Consider the following 15378-nt stretch of genomic DNA (forward strand, 5'->3'; position numbering starts at 1 on the left):
GGGCCGGGCGGGTACGTCGCAGCGATACGGGCGGCACAGCACGGTCTCGACGTGACGCTGGTCGAACGCGACGCCTACGGCGGGACCTGTCTCAACTACGGCTGTATCCCCTCGAAGGCGCTCGTCCACGGGAGCGACGTGGCCCACGAGGCCGCAAGCGCCGGCCACCTCGGCATCGACGCGGACGTCGACGTCGACCTCTCGGAACTGGTCGCGTGGAAAGACGGGGTCGTCGACCGACTCACCGGCGGCGTCGAGGGCCTCTGTCAGGCTGCCGGCGTCACGCTCGTCGACGGCGTCGCGCGGTTCCGCGACGACCACGTCGCCGCGGTGTCGACCGACGACGGCGAACGGACAATCGGGTTCGACTACGCCGTCGTCGCGACCGGGAGCCGACCGGTCGAAGTGCCCGGGTTCGAACCGGACGGCGAACACGTCCTCGACTCGCGGGACGTCCTCGAACTGGCACAAGTCCCGGAGTCGCTGGTCGTCGTCGGCGCCGGCTACATCGGGATGGAACTGTCGACGGTGCTGGCGAAACTCGGCACCGACGTAACGGTCGTCGAGATGTTCGACGACGTGTTGCCGATGTACGAGGACGACGTCTCGCGCATCGTCCGCGAACGGGCCGAGGACCTCGGTGTCACCTTCCGCTTCGGCGAACTCGCGGCCGACTGGACCGCGACCGACGGGGGCGTCCGAGTCGAGACCGAGACCGAAGACGGCGAGACGACCGAACTGGCGGCCGACGCCGTGGCGGTCGTCGCGGGCCGGGAACCGGTCACCGACACCGTGGACCTCGACGCGCTCGGTATCGGGACGGACGACGACGGGTTCATCGACACCGACGCGCAGGGTCGGACGGCGCTCGACCACGTCTTCGCGGTCGGCGACGTAGCGGGGGAACCGATGCTCGCGCACAAGGCCAGCCACGAGGGCGAGGTGGCCGCGGCCGCCATCGCCGGCGAACCCGCCGCCCTCGACCACGCGGCGATGCCCGCCGCCGTCTTCACCGACCCGGAGGTCGCAACCGTCGGGCTGACCCGCGAAGCGGCCGCCGAGGCGGGGTACACCCCGGCGGTCGGCGAGATGCCGCTGTCGGCCAACGGCCGCGCGCTCACCGTCGAGGCCGAGGCGGGTTTCGCCCGGGTCGTCGCCGACGAGGCGAGTGGCCGTATGCTCGGCGCACAACTGGTCGCCCCGAACGCCTCCGAACTCCTCGGGGAGGTCACGGTCGCCATAGAACAGGGGATGACCGCGGCGGAACTGGCCGGGACGGTCCACACTCACCCGACGCTCTCGGAGGCCGTTATGGAGGCCGCCGCCGATGTCGACGACGCGGCGGTCCACACCCACTGACGACGCCGGCGATTCCCACCGCGGGAGAACGCACGGAAAGGTTTTAATTGTATAGTGGATATCCTACAATAGCGATGGCAGACATAACCGTCACGACGACGAGCGAGGATGGATTCGACACCGAGAGCGTCATCGGCGACTTCGCGATCCGTATCGACCCGATGGACGAGACGGGGCCCAACCCCAACGCCGTACTGGTCGCGGACTACGCCGCCTGTTTCCTGCCGGCGGTCCGTCTCGGCGCGAAGCAGTCGGGGTACGGCGACCTCGGAGCGATGGCTATCGACGCCGAGGCCGAAATCGACGACCACGACGACCTCCAGTCGATCAGTTTCACGCTGTACGTCGAAGCGACAGTCGACGACCCCGCGGAACTCGTCGAACTGGGCGAACAGCACTGTCACGTCCACACGGCCCTCCGAGAGGGCCTCCACGCCGACGTGACGGTCGAGGACGGGGCCGACGTGGCCGTCTGACGATGCCCGCGACAGGGACCGTCAAAGTGCCCGACGGGAAACTAATCGAGGTGACACTGGAGGCGACCGACCGCATCGAGGACGTCCGTCTCACCGGTGACTTCTTCCTCGAACCCCCGTCGGCGCGCGCGGACCTCGAAGCGGCGATAGCGGGTCACCCGACCGACGTCGACCGGGAGACACTCGTCGAGGCTATCGACGGCGTCGACGCTCGGCTCATCGGGTTCGACGCCGATCATCTGGCCGCGGCGACGCTGGAGGCGATACCGTGAGGCTCCGGGTCGTCGACGCCGGGACGTACAGCGAACCGGTCCAGCAGGCGCTCGAACGTGTCCTGACCGACCGGCTGGCCGCCGGCGAGATGGAGCCGACGCTCCGGTTCTGGTACCGCGACGCCCCGGCAGTCGCGCTCGGGCGGTTTCAGGCCTACGCCGACGAGGTGGCCACGGACTACGTCGCGGACACCGGCGTCGACGTGGTCAGACGAGTCACCGGCGGCGGCGCGATGTACGTCGAACCGGGGTCGGTGATAACCTACTCGCTGTACCTCCCACGCGCGGCCGTCGACGACGACGTAGCCGCGAGCTACGCTTCCCTCGACGCGTGGACCGTCGATGCCCTGCGGTCGCTGGGGGTCGACGCGAGCCACGAACCGCTGAACGACATCGCCCACCCGTCGGGGAAACTCGGCGGCGCGGCGCAGTTGCGCTCCGGCGACGCCGTGCTCCACCACACGACTCTGAGCTACGACCTCGACGTCGCGGCGATGCTCCGGACGCTCCGCATCGGCGAGGAAAAGGTCTCGGACAAGGCCATCGCGTCGGCCGAGAAGCGCGTCGCCCGCATCGGCGACCACACGGCGGCCGACCGCGACTCCGTCATCGACGCGATGCGAGACGCCGCCGGTGACCGCTTTGACCTCGTCGACGGGACCCTCTCGGACGACGCCGTCGCGGCGGCCCGAGACCTCGCGGCCGAGCGGTTCGAGACCGACGCGTGGAACCGGCAGCTCTGAGGCCGCTCCGAGGCCACGTCGGTCCCGGAACGCCCAGCGATGCGTCCCGAGCGGTTTATGACCACTCGGTGTAACAACTGACTAATGAGACGGCGTCGGTATCTCAAAACGGCAGGTGCGGGGACAGTGATAGCGCTCGCGGGCTGTGCCGCGAGTCCGGTCGAAGAGAACGCGACCACGCCCAACGGACGGGCGACCATCGACGGCACGCCGAGCGGGACGCTGACCGTGGCGACCTACGACTCCTTCACCGGCGAGGAGACCGCCGGCAACTACCTCAAATCCGCCTTCGAGGAGGAGTACCCCGAGGTCACCGTCGAGTTCACCGTTCCGAGCAACGGTGTCAACCAGTACATCCAGCGCAAGCAGTCCGGGGCGTCAATCGACGCCGACCTCTACGTCGGCCTCAACACCGGGGAACTCGTCCGCGCGGACGAGCAACTGGAGGACTCGCTGTTCTTGCACAGCCGGGACTATCTAGACCGCGGGGACGCACTCGACACCGACCTCGAAATCGACCCGCAGGGCCGGGCGATACCCTACGACACGGGCTACATCAGCCTCGTCTACGACGAGAGCGCGGTCGACGCCCCCGAGACGTTCGACGACCTGCTCGAACCGGCGTACGCGGACAGCCTCATCACCCAAGACGCCCAGCAGTCAGACCCCGGGCGGGCGTTCGTGCTGTGGACCGTCGACGCAAAGGGCGAGGACGGCTACCTCGATTACTGGGCCGACCTGCTGGACAACGGCGTCCAGGTTCTCGACGACTGGAGCCCGGCTTACGAGGCCTACTCGAACGAGGAGGCCCCGATGGTCGTCTCCTACTCGACCGATCAGGTGTTCTACGGCGCCGACGCCGACCTGACGCGCCATCAGATCGGGTTCCTCAACGACCAGGGCTACGCCAACCCCGAGACGATGGCCCGGTTCGCCGACACCGACAACCGCGCGCTCGCTCGCCTCTTTATGGACTTCGTCCTCCAGCCCGACCACCAGGGACAGGTCGCCGAGCGCAACGTCCAGTTCCCGGCAGTCACCGACGCACAACTCGACGAGACCTTCGACAGTCTGGCCAAGCGACCGCCGGAGACGGTGACGTTCAGCTACGACCGACTGCAGGGCAACGTCGACGGCTGGATCAGCGACTGGGCACGACAGGTCGCCAGCGAGTGACGATGCGGTGGGGCGAGCGCGCGGCGCTCCCGGCGGGCGTGGCGGCCACAGTCGCCACGCTCGTCGTCGTCTTCTACTACCCCGTCGGGAGCGTCTTCGCCGAGGCCGTCCTCGATGCCGGCCGACTCACTGCTGTCCCCCTCCTCGATGTCCTCTCAGACCCCTTCTACACCGGCGTCGCCCACCACCTCTTCGCCGACCCGCTCGGCGTTCCGGCGGGCATCGCCTCGTGGGTCGCCGCCGGCTTCCCGTCCGTCCGGTTCGGATTGTTCGGCTTCACGGCCTATCAGGCCGCGCTCTCGACGGCCGCGAGCGTCCTGCTGGGGCTGCCGGGCGCGTACGTCCTCGCTCGCTACGACTTCCGCGGTCGGCGGACGCTGCGCTCGCTGACTATCGTCCCGTTCGTCCTCCCGTCGATTATGGTCGCGGTCGGGTTCGTCGCGATGTTCGGCAAGACGGGCCTACTCAACGACCTGCTCGGCGCACTCGGTCTCGGATCGGTCGAGATTCTCTACACGCTCGAAGCGATCATCGTCGCCCACGCCTTCTACAACGCGCCGCTGGTGACGCGGCTCGTGACGACCGCGTGGGAGTCCGTCGACCGCCGGCAGGTCGAGACGGCCCGTGCGATGGGCGCCTCGCCGCTGTCGGCCTTCCGTGATATCGTCCTCCCGACCCTGTTGCCGGCGCTGTTGACGGCGGCGCTTCTGACCTTCGTGTTCACGTTCATGTCTTTCCCCATCGTGCTCGCGCTGGGCGACCTCCGGCTTGCGACCGTCGAGGTGTGGATATACGCCCGCGTGCAGGCGCTTGACCTGAGCGAGGCGGCGACGCTGGCGACTCTCGAAACCGTGCTCTCGCTGGCGCTTCTGTACGTCTACCTGCGCTACGAGGCCAGCCAGCGCTCGGCAAGCGGCGCCGGCCAGTCACTCCCCCGCCGGCCGCTTACTATCGGCCGTCAGACGCTCACGAGCCCGGTTCGGCTGGCGATTCTGGGCTACGGCGTCGTCGCGGCCGTCGTCTTCCTCGGTCCTCTCCTCAGTCTGCTGGTCGAGAGCGTCACCGCGCCGGACGGGTCGTTCACGACGGCCTACTACGAGTTTCTGCTCGCCCAGCAGGCCTCGACGGCCGTGGGGACGACCAAACCCCTGCCGGCCATCGTGAACTCGCTTCTGTACGGGGCCGGGACGCTCCTGCTGGCGGTGCCGATGGGCGTCGTCGTCTCCGTCGTTGCGACCCGCGAGGGCCGCGGGTCGCGGCTGGCCGAAGCGGTCCTCACCGCGCCGCTCGCGGTCAGCGGCATCGTCGTCGGCCTCGGCCTCCTACAGACGATGGTGTTCGGGACGGTCCTCTTCGGCTACCGCTTCGTGGCCGTCGGCCCGGTCGCTATCGTCGTCGCCCACGCCGCCGCCGCCTATCCGTTCGTCACGCGCAACGTCACGCCTGCGCTGGGCGGCCTCGACACTCGGTATCGGGACGCCGCGCGCTCGTTGGGGGCGTCGCGGGTCCGCGCGCTGGTGGACGTCGAACTGCCACTGATCGCCGGGGCGGTGCTTGCAGGGGCCGCGTTCGCCTTCGCCATCAGCGTCGGCGAGTTCGATTCGACGGTCTTACTCGCCGAAGGCGCGGACAGCTATACGATGCCCGTGGCCCTGGAACGGTACGTCGGCAACCGCTCGGTCGGTCCGGACCTCGGCCCCGCGACGGCGATGGGGACCGTCCTGCTGTTCGTGACGGGGCTGAGCTTCGTCGTCATCGACCGTCTGGGCGGGCGCTGGGAGTCGAACCGATGAGCGACGTGCGCCTCAACGACGTCTCGGTCGTCTTCGACGGCGTGGCGGCTCTTGAGGCGGTCACTCTGTCGGTCGCCGACGGGGAGTTCTTCACGCTGGTCGGCCCCTCCGGATGCGGGAAGACGACGACGCTGCGGACCGTCGCCGGCTTCGAGGACCCCGATTCCGGCACCGTCGCTATCGGCGGCGAGGACGTCGCCGGCGTCCCTCCGGAGGATCGTAACATCGGTGTCGTCTTCCAGAACTACGCCCTGTTTCCCCATATGAGCGTCCGGGAGAACGTCGCCTACGGCCTCCGCTATCGGGACCCGCCGGGCGACATCTCCGACGACCAGCGCGTGACCGACCTGCTCGAACTCGTCGATATGGCGGGGATGGCGACCGCGACCCCGAGGAACTCTCCGGCGGCCAGCAACAGCGCATCGCCCTCGCCCGCGCGCTGGCGCCCGGCCCGGACGTGCTGTTGCTCGACGAACCGCTCTCGGCGCTTGACGCCCGCCTCCGGGAGCGACTCCGTGTCGTGATTCGGGACCTCCAGCAGGAACTGTCGATAACGACCGTCTACGTCACCCACGATCAGGCCGAGGCGCTGGCGATAAGCGACCGCGTGGCCGTGATGCACGACGGCCGCGTCGAGCAGGTCGGCCCGCCGGAGACCATCTACCGTGAACCGGCGACCCGGTTCGTCGCCGAGTTCGTCGGCGACAACAACCTCCTCGACGGCGAGGTCGTCTCGACCGACCCGCCGCGGGTGCGCCTCGGCACCGCGGCCGACACACAGGCGCTGACCGTCCCGGTCGACTCCCTCCCACCGACGGGAGCGTCGGTGACGCTGTCGGTCCGCCCCGAGGACGTTCGCCTCGGGGACGACGACGCACCGATCACGCTGACCGCGACCGTCGGGACGGTCGAGTTCCTCGGCGACGCCTACCGCGTCCACTGTGCGTGGGGCGACCGGTCGCTGCTGGTGAAATACACCGGCGACAGCGCGCCAGAGGGGGCCGTCACGCTCGGCATCTCGCCCGCGGACGTGTCCATCGTCGGGGGTGACGTGTCGTGACCGACGACCGCCTCGGCAAGATAGACGCCGACACCTTCGACTCCGTCATCGCGCCCCGCCTCGGGGCCGACCGCGAGGACGTGCGCGTCGGCCCGACCGCCGGCGTCGACTTCGGCGTCTTCGAGGCCGGCGGGCAGGCAGTCGTCACCGCTACCGATCCCCTGTCCTTTCTCCCCGAACTCGGTCCCGAACGCGCCGGCAAACTCGCGCTGGACATCGTCCTCGCGGACGTGGCAGTCTCCGGCGTCGCCCCCACGCACGCCACCATCTCGTTGACGCTCCCGCCGGACTTCCCCGACGATACCTTCGCAGGTATCTGGGCGGGGATCGACGCGCACGCCCGAAATCTGGGCGTCGCTATCGTCTCGGGCCACACCGGGTACTACGCCGACATCGAGAGCAGTTGGGTCGGTGGCGCGACGGCGTTCGGGGTCGGCGACTTCGAGTCCGTGGTCAGGCCGGACGGCGCGACGCCGGGCGACGCGCTGATCGTCTCGACCGGTCCGGCGCCGAAGTCGCCGGCCTGTTCGCGACGCTGTATCCCGAGGACCTCGGCCTCGACCCCGAGGCGGTCGCGACCGCCCAGCGGCGAGTCGACGACATCGCGGCGGTCGAGGACGCCCTCGCCGCCCACGACGCCGGGAGCGTCACCGCGATGCACGACGCCACGGAGGGCGGCGCCGCCGGCGGCCTCGTCGAGATGGCCGACGGCGCGGACGTGCGCTTCGATATCGACGATGATGCCGTCCCGATGGGCGACGGCGTCGCGGCGGTCTGTGACGCCGCCGAATCCCACGGCGCGTGGGTGATGGTCGACGAGGCCCACGCGACGGGCCTGTACGACGACGGCGGCGGGGTCGTCCAGCGGGAGGGGCTCTCGGACCGCGTGGACGTCCAGCTAGGCACGCTCTCGAAAGCGCTGGCGAGTCAGGGCGGCTACGTTGCCGGTGAGCAAGCCTGATCGAACATCTTCTCACGCCGCGCGGTCGTTCGTCTTCTCGACTGGGCTGGCACCGCCGTCGGCGGCCGCCGCGAACGAGGCGTTGACCATCGCCCGGAGTGCAGAGCGCCGGGAACGACTCTGGGACGCCGTCGAACGCCTCCGGTCGGGGTTGGCAGAGATGGGGTACACCGTCCGCGGGTCGACGCAGATTCTCCCGGTGATGGTCGGTGACCGCGAGGGGGCGATGGCGCTGGACGCGGCGCTCCGCGAGCGAGGCGTCGTCGCGCCCGGCATCCGGCCGCCGACGGTGCCCGAGGGGACGAGTCGGCTCCGGGTCGCGCCGACGGCGACCCACACCGACGCCGAACTGGACCGCTGTCTGGACGCCTTCCGGGCGGCCGGCGCGGAGGTGGGACTGTTGTGAGCGACCACCTCGCCGTCGTCGGAACGGACACCGGCGTCGGGAAGACAGTCGTCACCGCGGCGCTGACCAAGCGCCTCCGGGAGGAGGACCGGGACACCCGCGCGGTCAAGCCCTGCCAGACCGGGCATCCGCCGGACGACGACGCCGGCGTGGTCCGGGAAGCCTGTGGCGAGGAGGCGGCCGCGCGGTGTGGTCGCTACCTCGAACCGCCGCTGGCCCCTGCCGTCGCGGCCGAGGAGACGGGCGAGGAGTTGCGCTACGAGTCGATTCTGGACGCGTGTGAGAGCGCGCTGTCTGAGTGCGAGCAGGGACTCGTCGAAGGTATCGGCGGCCTCAGGGTCCCGCTGGCCGACGACCGGGAGGTGATCGACCTCGTCGCCGACCTCGACGTGCCGGCGCTGGTCGTCGCGCGGTCGGGGCTGGGGACGCTCAACCACACGGCGCTGACCGTCGAGGCGTTGCGCCGGCGGGCGGTCCCGGTGACCGGCGTCGTGGTGAACGGCTACGAGGGCGCAACGACCGCCGAGCGGACCAACCCCGCCGTACTCCGGGAGATGACGGACTGTCCGGTGACGACAGTCCCGGCGGTCGACGGCGACGGGGCGGCGGCCGTGGCGAAAACGATCTCGAAGAAACTGGATCCGGCGGTGCTGCCGGCCGCCTCCGGTGGTGAGCGGGGACGACGAACCTGTCGCGTCAGCCCAGATCGGCCCGCTCGAAGCGCCAGTACCCCAGCGCCAACGGGACGACGATCCAGAACGCGAGGATCACGAGCGAGAACTCGTCGGTCAGATACAGCGGGAGATCGACGGCCATCGCGGCCTCGCGGGCCGATTCGGCGTTGATCGCCGCCGACTCCGAGACCCGGTCACCCCGGAACGGGATGAACGCCATATCCGTGGGCAACACGAGGTTCAGCGCCTTCTGGAGCGCGAAGAAGGGGCTCGTGTGCAACACGAAGTCGTAGAGGTCGGGGTTCTCGGCCAGTCCAAGCAGGTCGTGGTGGGCCCACCGGACGACGTCGGTGATAGAGACCATCGGGAAGACGTAGAGGATCACCATCACGAAGTACGCGCCGACGGCGCCCGCGATGGCACGGCTTCGGGAGGCAACCATCGAGGACATCGCGATGGCGACGGAGACGAACGTCAGCGAGTACAGCACGAGGATGCCGATCACGCCGAGTGCGAACCCGAGCGGGAGCGCCCCGATGCGGACGGCCAACAGCCCGGTGACGACCGTGAACATCAACAGGACCGTCGCGGTGACCGCGGCCGCGCGGCTGAGGAACTTCCCGACGAACATGTCGAGACGGCTGTTGGGCAACGAGAGCATGAACTTGATGCTGCCGCTGTCTCGCTCGCCGGCGATAGCGAGGTACGTCGCTATCATCGCTACGATGGGGATGATGATGGCCGTCACTATCGCCACGGCCTGATAGAGCTGTTTGAACGTCTCGGCGTCCGCGCCCGCCAGACTCCCGCCGAAGACGTAGGCCATCAGCCCACCGAGGGCGGTCATCAGTCCCACGACGATCCACAGCGTCTTCGTCCGGCGGGTGTCCGTGAAGTCCTTCTTGGCGACGGAGATGGCGCTCATACCGGCACCTCCATCTCCTCGGCGGCGTCGCGTCCCGGCTCGTCGTGTAGGTGTTGAAAAGCTCCTCCAAGGAGGTGTCCTGTGAGATGATGTCCCGGACGTCGGTCCGGTCGTCGAGGTGGGTCACTACGTCGGCCTTGACCGACGGGTCGGCACACTGTGCGGTGACGAGGCCGTCCGCGACGGTCACGTCCACGACGCCCTCGATGGCGTCGAGGGCCAGCGACTCCGGCACCGACCCGACGGCGACTTCGATGGTCGCCATCCCGCCGGCGCTGTCCCGAAGCCCCGAGAGCGTGTCGACGGCCGTCAGCGTCCCCTGATTCATAATGCCGATGCGGTCACAGACCGCCTCGACCTCCGAGAGGATGTGACTGGAGAAGAAGACGGTCGTGCCGTCTGCCGCCCGTTCGCGGATCAACTCCCGCATATGCTGGATGCCGTTGGGGTCCAACCCCGATGAGGGCTCGTCGAGGATCAGCAGGTCCGGGTCGCCGGTCAGGGCGATACCGAGCGCCAACCGCTGGGCCATCCCCTTTGAGTAGCCGCCGGCCCGCCGGTCGGCGTCCTCGGTGAGGCCGACTTCGGCCAGTATCTCCGCTGGGTCGTCGCGCGTGCCTTTCGTCTCGATTGCCCACTCGAGGTGTTCGCGCGCAGTGAGGTGGTCGTACACCTCGTACCCCTCCGGGAGGACGCCGATGCGTTCGCGCAGGGCTTGTGACTCCTGTTGGGCGTCCATCCCGAGGACCGTCGCGGATCCCTCGGTCGGCCGGATGAAATCGAGCAGGAGGTTGATGGTCGTCGACTTGCCGGCCCCGTTCGGGCCGAGGAAGCCGAATATCTCGCCCTCCTCGACCTGAAACGTCAGGTCGTCGACGGCGAGGACGTCCTCGCCGAAGCGCTTCGTCAGGCCGTCTGTCTGTATCGCTGTCACGATAGGTCGTGAGTCACGCACCACTTCTATACTTTCTCATCTGTGAGGAACGAACCGGGCGGCGGCAGTCTCACGCGACCGAGAACACTCTGAGCGTGTCGCGTTTGCCCGTGGTCGACTCCCGTTCGAGGAGTCCGCGGTCGGTGAACACCGACTGCCAGTCCCGATAGAACAGCGGCACGTCCTCGTCGACGTACTCGACGGTACCCGGCTCGCGGCCTTCGTTCTCGACGACGACGAGGAGGTCGCTCGTGACGCGGGACAGTTCGTCGAACACCCACTCGTTGTCCGGCGGGATATGCTGGAGCGTCTCGACGGAGAACACCACGTCGAAGGCGTCGTCGTCGACGCCGGTGACGAACTCCTCGACGGCGCCGGCGTGGAAGGTGCCGGTCCGCGCGAGGGCCGGATACGTCTCCGCGAGCACGTCCAGCGCGTCGGCGTTGACGTCGACGCCGGTCAGCGACTCGAAGCCGGCCTCGTGTAGCGCCGCGAGGTGTCGGCCCGCGGAACAGCCGACTTCGAGGACGTGGGCGTCGCTCCCGACGTGGCGCTCGACGGCCGCGACGACGCGGTCGCTCGTCTCGTCGGGCCCGTAGTGGGCGTAGTACTCCGGCGAGTACTCGCCGGACCGCTCGGCCCACTCCTGTCGGATGTCGTTGTCGTCCACACTGTACCACCACCGTCACGCCCCAAAGCGCTTCCGACAACGGGGCCGACACGGCGTCCGAGGCAGTCCGAGCGGAGATACCCGGAGACGGACGACGAGGACTGCGCCGACCACAATATAGATATTCGTCCAATAATCAGATATTCTGTTGGACGAACATCGAACAGTATATGAGTGGTGGGCCGTACTTGTTACTCGCAATGGCAAACGGTACAGTGGATTTCTTCCACGACAACGGCGGCTACGGTTTCATCGAGACTGAGGACGCAGACGACGACGTGTTCTTCCACATGGAAGATGTCGGCGGCGCGGACCTCGAAGAAGGAACGGACATCGAATTCGACATCGAGCAGGCCCCCAAGGGTCCGCGCGCGACGAACGTCGTCCGCAACTAGCGGCTCTGACTGTCGGTTTTCTCCGATTTTCCCGATCCGCGAGTCACGACGCTCCGCCGGCCCTCAGCGGCCGCTGCTCGGGCGTCACAACTCCACGCCCGCGAGGTCGGCCTCTAGCTCGGCGACGTGGTCGTTGTACGTCTCGACGAACGCCGAGAACCGGGGCGCGTACTCCCGGATGTCGGCCGCCGACGGTGGCTGATACTGCGAGAGGAGATACACTCCGCTCGACCCCCCGACCCGGAGATACGACGCGCCGTCCTCGTCGTATTTCAGTTCCCAGCGGGTGCCCGCGACACGGGCAGTGTAGGTCCCGTACTCCCCGCCCTCGTAGCGGCGCAACTGCCTCGCGATGCGGTCACAGACGTCTCGGATGCGGTCGAGGACGCGGTCGCGTTCGGCGACGACGCCGTCGGTGCTGGCTACCTCAGGGAACTCCGTCGAGACGTCGTCCAGAGCGCCGCGCCGGGATTCGACGTAAGCCTCGAACCCGCTGACGAACGCCGAGTAGTCTTCGAGGGCTCTCGCCAACGCCGCCGACTCCGGCGGTCGCTGTGTCGAGACGACGTACACCTCGGAACCCCGGGTCGGGTCGTACCGGAGGTACTCCAAGTCGCCGGCCTCGTAGCTGAGCGTCCACTCCGCGCGGTCGGTCTCGACGGTCGCCTGCCCGTAGTCGCCGCCCTGTAGGCGTGCCAACTGGTAGGCGATCCGGCCGGCGTGTTCCTCGACGGCGGCGAGAACGTCCTCGCGTCGGTCGGCGACGGCCGACGCGTCCGCCGGGTCGATGGGTGGCCACTCGGTCATACTCGCCTCAGTAGCGCCGCGGAGATAAGGTCGGCGTCAGTCGTCGGCGACGGCCGTCTCGGATGTGGGGACCGTCACGTCCGTCAGCGCGGCCGCTATCTGGTCGCGTCGGCCCTCGAACTTCCCGGGGAGGACGAGGCGACCGCCCAACTCCGAGAGGGGTTCGTCGCTGGTGTAGCCCGGACCGCTGGTCGCCAACTCGAAGAGGACGCCGCTCGGTTCACGGAAGTAGACCGACCGGAACCAGTGGCGGTCGATCTGTGCGGTCGGTCGCAGGCCCGCCGACTGGACGGCCGAGCGCATCGCCTCCTGGTCGTCGTCGGTCGGCGTCTGGAAGGCGACGTGGTGGACGGTCCCGTGACCCTGTCGACCCCCCTCGACCGTCGGAAGCACGTCGACGTAGGCCCCGACCGGCCCGGCGGCGGCGTAGCGAGTCCGCTCGTCCCCCGGCGTGTCGCCCGGCGACTGCTCGGTGCCCTGTTCCTCCAGCCCCATCGTCTCCAGGAGGTCCGTCGTCGACTGGGGGTCGGCGAGCCACAGCGTCACCGAGTGGAACCCCCGGATGGCGACGTCCTCGTCGACGAACTCCGTCCACGGGACCGTCGGGTCGTCCTCGGGAATCTCGACGGCGACGAGTTCGACCGGGAGGCCGTCGGGGTCCCGGAACGGGAGCACCGTCTCCCCGAAGCGTTCGACCCGGTCGTCGTACTCCACGTCGTGGGCGTCAAAGCGGTCCTCCCAGAAGTCCAGACTCCCCTCCGGGACACGGAAGGCCGTCCGGGAAACCTGTCCCGACCCGACCTTCCCTTGGGTCATATTCTCCCACGGGAAGAAGGTCATACTCGTCCCCGGCGTCCCCTCCGCGTCCGCGAAGAAGAAGTGGTACGTCTCGGGGTCGTCCTGATTGATCGACCGCTTGACCAACCGCAGGCCAAGCGTCTCGACCCAGAAGTCGAGGTTTCGCTGCGGGTCGCCCGCGATACACGTGACGTGGTGGATGCCCGGCGTCGGCGGTGGTGTCGTCATACCGTACGGTTGGCGTCGGGAGTACTTGAATCTCTGCTGACACCGGTGTTACCGGGTCGACGGAGCATCGAGCCAAAGGAAGTGAAGTGGAACCTGGGGGGAACAGCGGAAGGGGTTCAGGCCCACCCCACCCCACTACACACCATGGAACGAAGGGTGTCTGGTCGGGGTCACTGCTGGGGAGCAGCAAATAGGCGTTCGGCCCGATATTAATTACACCTGTTGTAAACGGATAGCGTTGCCGCGAACTGACAACTCGTTTGAAAAAGGACGGGGTTAGTCGTCCCCCGATAGCGCCGTCTCGACGCGGTCGATCAGTTCCGGGTTGCCGATGAACGTCCCAGTCCGCGCGTGGATACCGTCCGGGTCCACGTCCAACAGCGACTGGTGGCCGTCGGTCGAGGCCCCGCCCGCGGCCTCGACGAGGTACGAGAGCGGCGCCGCCTCGAAGTGGACCCTGAGTTTCCCCTCGGGATAGACGTCCGTCACCGGGTAGCCGAACAGGCCGCCGTACTCTAGGACCTGCGCGAGGTCGGCGACCGTCGCGCCGCCATACCGGAGTTTCAGGTCGTGCTCGAGGTCCTTGGCGAGGGCGTTGAGCCGTTCGGACCGGTCGATTGGTTTGCCCGCGAGACCGACGACCGCAGGGTCTTCGGGGAGGCTGAACGTCCCCCGGCGCTCGCTGTGACCGTCCCGGAGGAGGTACTCCTGAACCACGTCGCGGTCCTCGCGCGCGACTGTCATCGTCGTGTACGGACCGAACAGGACCATCATCGACGCCACGAGGTCCCGGCCGGTCGCCGGGATGTCCGTGTCGTAGACGCCGACGATAGTACCGACGGAGTTGTTCGACGCGAGGTTGGCCGACCCGTCGAGGGGGTCGACGGTCACCGTGTACCCCTCGCCGCAGTCGATAATCGACTCCCGCTCCTCGCTCGCGTAGCCGCCGACGCCCTCTATCGGCGTCAGCGCGTCGACGTAGAGGTCGTCGGCCCAGCGTCCGCCTCGCTCTGGACCTCGCCGCTCGGGTTCGTCTCGCCGCGGTTGCCGGCGCGACTCCCGAGATAACTGTCCATGTAACTGGCCGTCTCTCTGACTGCCCGCGTGAGTGTATCGAGCGTGTTCATGTGGATTGAACCGACGCGTCGCACTCGACACTTCGAGAAGCAGGGTAGTAAAAATACCCCTTCAGAGCACTTCTCCGCGGTGAAATCGGAGGATATACGAAACATTTCGTCACGCGTCGAAGCGGCGAGGACGAATCCCGTGTTGCGTGTGCGGTCGTCTGCGTGACGTGGCCGTCTCTCTCAGAGCCGAATCCGTCGGGATTTGAGCCTCCGGAAGACCGACGCGTTGCTCGCGGTCTGCGAGCGACAGAAGACGGGCGCTGAGGGATTTGAACCCCCGACGGTTTGGTCCGAAGCCAAGCACTCTGTCCGAGCTGAGCTAAGCGCCCTACGACATCCCGTTACCCGCCACCCAAGTTAAACGACTCGGTTCGGCAGCACCCTTTATTCGGGAGCCGCCCCTCTGTCAGGGTATGCCAGTCACCGACGACGAGACGCTTCGGGAGATACTCCACGGGAACCGCATCGCTGTCGTCGGCTGCTCGACCAGCCCCGGAAAGGCAGCCCACGACATCCCGAAATATATGCTGGATCAGGGCTACGACGTCGTCCCGGTCAACCCCTTCGCCGACGA

The 15378-nt window shown here is 68.1% G+C and carries 13 protein-coding genes, 1 tRNA gene and 5 pseudogenes; 12 read left to right on the forward strand and 7 right to left on the reverse strand.

Annotated elements, in window-relative coordinates:
• From lpdA to bioD, 10 genes and pseudogenes are all read left to right on the forward strand, one after another.
• Window positions 1–1359: dihydrolipoyl dehydrogenase (lpdA, locus tag GJ629_RS08765; protein ID WP_157512640.1), on the forward strand; the 1359-nt coding region annotated here is incomplete at its 5' end.
• Window positions 1360–1433: 74 nt separating this feature from the next.
• Window positions 1434–1835, forward strand: coding sequence for an OsmC family protein (locus GJ629_RS08770; RefSeq protein WP_157512641.1), 402 nt, complete (start codon window positions 1434–1436; stop codon window positions 1833–1835).
• 2 nt (window positions 1836–1837) lie between these two features.
• Window positions 1838–2107 (forward strand): hypothetical protein, encoded by a 270-nt coding sequence (locus GJ629_RS08775; protein ID WP_157512642.1) that lies wholly within the window; start codon window positions 1838–1840, stop codon window positions 2105–2107.
• Window positions 2104–2850 (forward strand): biotin/lipoate A/B protein ligase family protein, encoded by a 747-nt coding sequence (locus tag GJ629_RS08780; RefSeq protein ID WP_370515840.1) that lies wholly within the window; start codon window positions 2104–2106, stop codon window positions 2848–2850. Before GJ629_RS08775 ends, GJ629_RS08780 begins: the two co-directional genes overlap by 4 nt.
• A gap of 84 nt (window positions 2851–2934) precedes the next feature.
• A complete protein-coding gene (locus GJ629_RS08785) occupies window positions 2935–4026 on the forward strand; it encodes a thiamine ABC transporter substrate binding subunit (RefSeq protein ID WP_157512643.1) in 1092 nt (363 codons plus the stop codon).
• Window positions 4027–4028: 2 nt separating this feature from the next.
• Window positions 4029–5819: an iron ABC transporter permease gene (locus GJ629_RS08790; RefSeq protein ID WP_197428518.1), complete on the forward strand. Its 1791-nt coding sequence runs from the start codon at window positions 4029–4031 to the stop codon at window positions 5817–5819.
• Window positions 5816–6879, forward strand: a pseudogene (locus GJ629_RS08795) (ABC transporter ATP-binding protein). Before GJ629_RS08790 ends, GJ629_RS08795 begins: the two are co-directional and overlap by 4 nt.
• Window positions 6876–7840: pseudogene (locus GJ629_RS17060) on the forward strand (aminotransferase class I/II-fold pyridoxal phosphate-dependent enzyme). The pseudogenes GJ629_RS08795 and GJ629_RS17060 overlap by 4 nt, the downstream one beginning before the upstream one ends.
• On the forward strand, window positions 7827–8246 hold the full coding sequence (locus GJ629_RS08805) for an aminotransferase class I/II-fold pyridoxal phosphate-dependent enzyme (RefSeq protein WP_370515841.1): 420 nt from the start codon (window positions 7827–7829) through the stop codon (window positions 8244–8246). Before GJ629_RS17060 ends, GJ629_RS08805 begins: the two are co-directional and overlap by 14 nt.
• Window positions 8243–8899, forward strand: a pseudogene (gene bioD / locus GJ629_RS08810) (dethiobiotin synthase); the annotation flags it as partial. The gene GJ629_RS08805 and the pseudogene bioD, both read left to right, overlap by 4 nt.
• Before the next feature lie 43 nt (window positions 8900–8942).
• Here bioD and GJ629_RS16170 read toward each other — a convergent pair.
• The 3 genes and pseudogenes from GJ629_RS16170 to GJ629_RS08820 form a co-directional block, all read right to left on the reverse strand.
• On the reverse strand, window positions 8943–9845 hold the full coding sequence (locus GJ629_RS16170) for an ABC transporter permease (protein WP_197428515.1): 903 nt from the start codon (window positions 9843–9845) through the stop codon (window positions 8943–8945).
• A gap of 28 nt (window positions 9846–9873) precedes the next feature.
• Window positions 9874–10779: pseudogene (locus tag GJ629_RS17970) on the reverse strand (ABC transporter ATP-binding protein); the annotation flags it as partial.
• A gap of 70 nt (window positions 10780–10849) precedes the next feature.
• Window positions 10850–11449, reverse strand: coding sequence for a class I SAM-dependent methyltransferase (locus GJ629_RS08820; protein WP_370515842.1), 600 nt, complete (start codon window positions 11447–11449; stop codon window positions 10850–10852).
• Window positions 11450–11649: 200 nt separating this feature from the next.
• Here GJ629_RS08820 and GJ629_RS08825 point away from each other — a divergent pair, with 200 nt between their 5' ends.
• Window positions 11650–11844 (forward strand): cold-shock protein, encoded by a 195-nt coding sequence (locus GJ629_RS08825; RefSeq protein ID WP_157512645.1) that lies wholly within the window; start codon window positions 11650–11652, stop codon window positions 11842–11844.
• Between the two features lie 84 nt (window positions 11845–11928).
• Here the strand turns inward: GJ629_RS08825 and GJ629_RS08830 are convergent, their stop codons facing one another.
• From GJ629_RS08830 to GJ629_RS08845, 4 genes and pseudogenes are all read right to left on the reverse strand, one after another.
• Window positions 11929–12651, reverse strand: coding sequence for a hypothetical protein (locus GJ629_RS08830; protein ID WP_157512646.1), 723 nt, complete (start codon window positions 12649–12651; stop codon window positions 11929–11931).
• A gap of 36 nt (window positions 12652–12687) precedes the next feature.
• Window positions 12688–13677 (reverse strand): ring-cleaving dioxygenase, encoded by a 990-nt coding sequence (locus GJ629_RS08835; protein ID WP_157512647.1) that lies wholly within the window; start codon window positions 13675–13677, stop codon window positions 12688–12690.
• Between the two features lie 276 nt (window positions 13678–13953).
• Window positions 13954–14804 (reverse strand): annotated as a pseudogene (locus tag GJ629_RS08840) (class 1 fructose-bisphosphatase).
• 254 nt (window positions 14805–15058) lie between these two features.
• Window positions 15059–15133, reverse strand: a tRNA-Arg gene (locus GJ629_RS08845).
• 84 nt (window positions 15134–15217) lie between these two features.
• Here GJ629_RS08845 and GJ629_RS08850 point away from each other — a divergent pair.
• Window positions 15218–15378, forward strand: a 161-nt coding sequence (locus tag GJ629_RS08850) for a CoA-binding protein (RefSeq protein ID WP_197428516.1), incomplete at its 3' end; no start/stop codon positions are given.

Origin of the sequence: Halapricum sp. CBA1109, assembly GCF_009741825.1 — an archaeon.
GTDB lineage: Archaea > Halobacteriota > Halobacteria > Halobacteriales > Haloarculaceae > Halapricum.

What these genes read in the sequence shown, in the direction of transcription:
- GJ629_RS16170 (WP_197428515.1), bottom strand. Translation starts at nt 9,845, where the DNA reads ATGAGCGCCATCTCCGTCGCCAAGAAGGACTTCACGGACACCCGCCGG.
- GJ629_RS08835 (WP_157512647.1), bottom strand. Translation starts at nt 13,677, where the DNA reads ATGACGACACCACCGCCGACGCCGGGCATCCACCACGTCACGTGTATC.
- GJ629_RS08775 (WP_157512642.1), top strand. Translation starts at nt 1,838, where the DNA reads ATGCCCGCGACAGGGACCGTCAAAGTGCCCGACGGGAAACTAATCGAG.
- GJ629_RS08770 (WP_157512641.1), top strand. Translation starts at nt 1,434, where the DNA reads ATGGCAGACATAACCGTCACGACGACGAGCGAGGATGGATTCGACACC.
- GJ629_RS08825 (WP_157512645.1), top strand. Translation starts at nt 11,650, where the DNA reads ATGGCAAACGGTACAGTGGATTTCTTCCACGACAACGGCGGCTACGGT.
- GJ629_RS08785 (WP_157512643.1), top strand. Translation starts at nt 2,935, where the DNA reads ATGAGACGGCGTCGGTATCTCAAAACGGCAGGTGCGGGGACAGTGATA.
- GJ629_RS08830 (WP_157512646.1), bottom strand. Translation starts at nt 12,651, where the DNA reads ATGACCGAGTGGCCACCCATCGACCCGGCGGACGCGTCGGCCGTCGCC.
- GJ629_RS08790 (WP_197428518.1), top strand. Translation starts at nt 4,029, where the DNA reads ATGCGGTGGGGCGAGCGCGCGGCGCTCCCGGCGGGCGTGGCGGCCACA.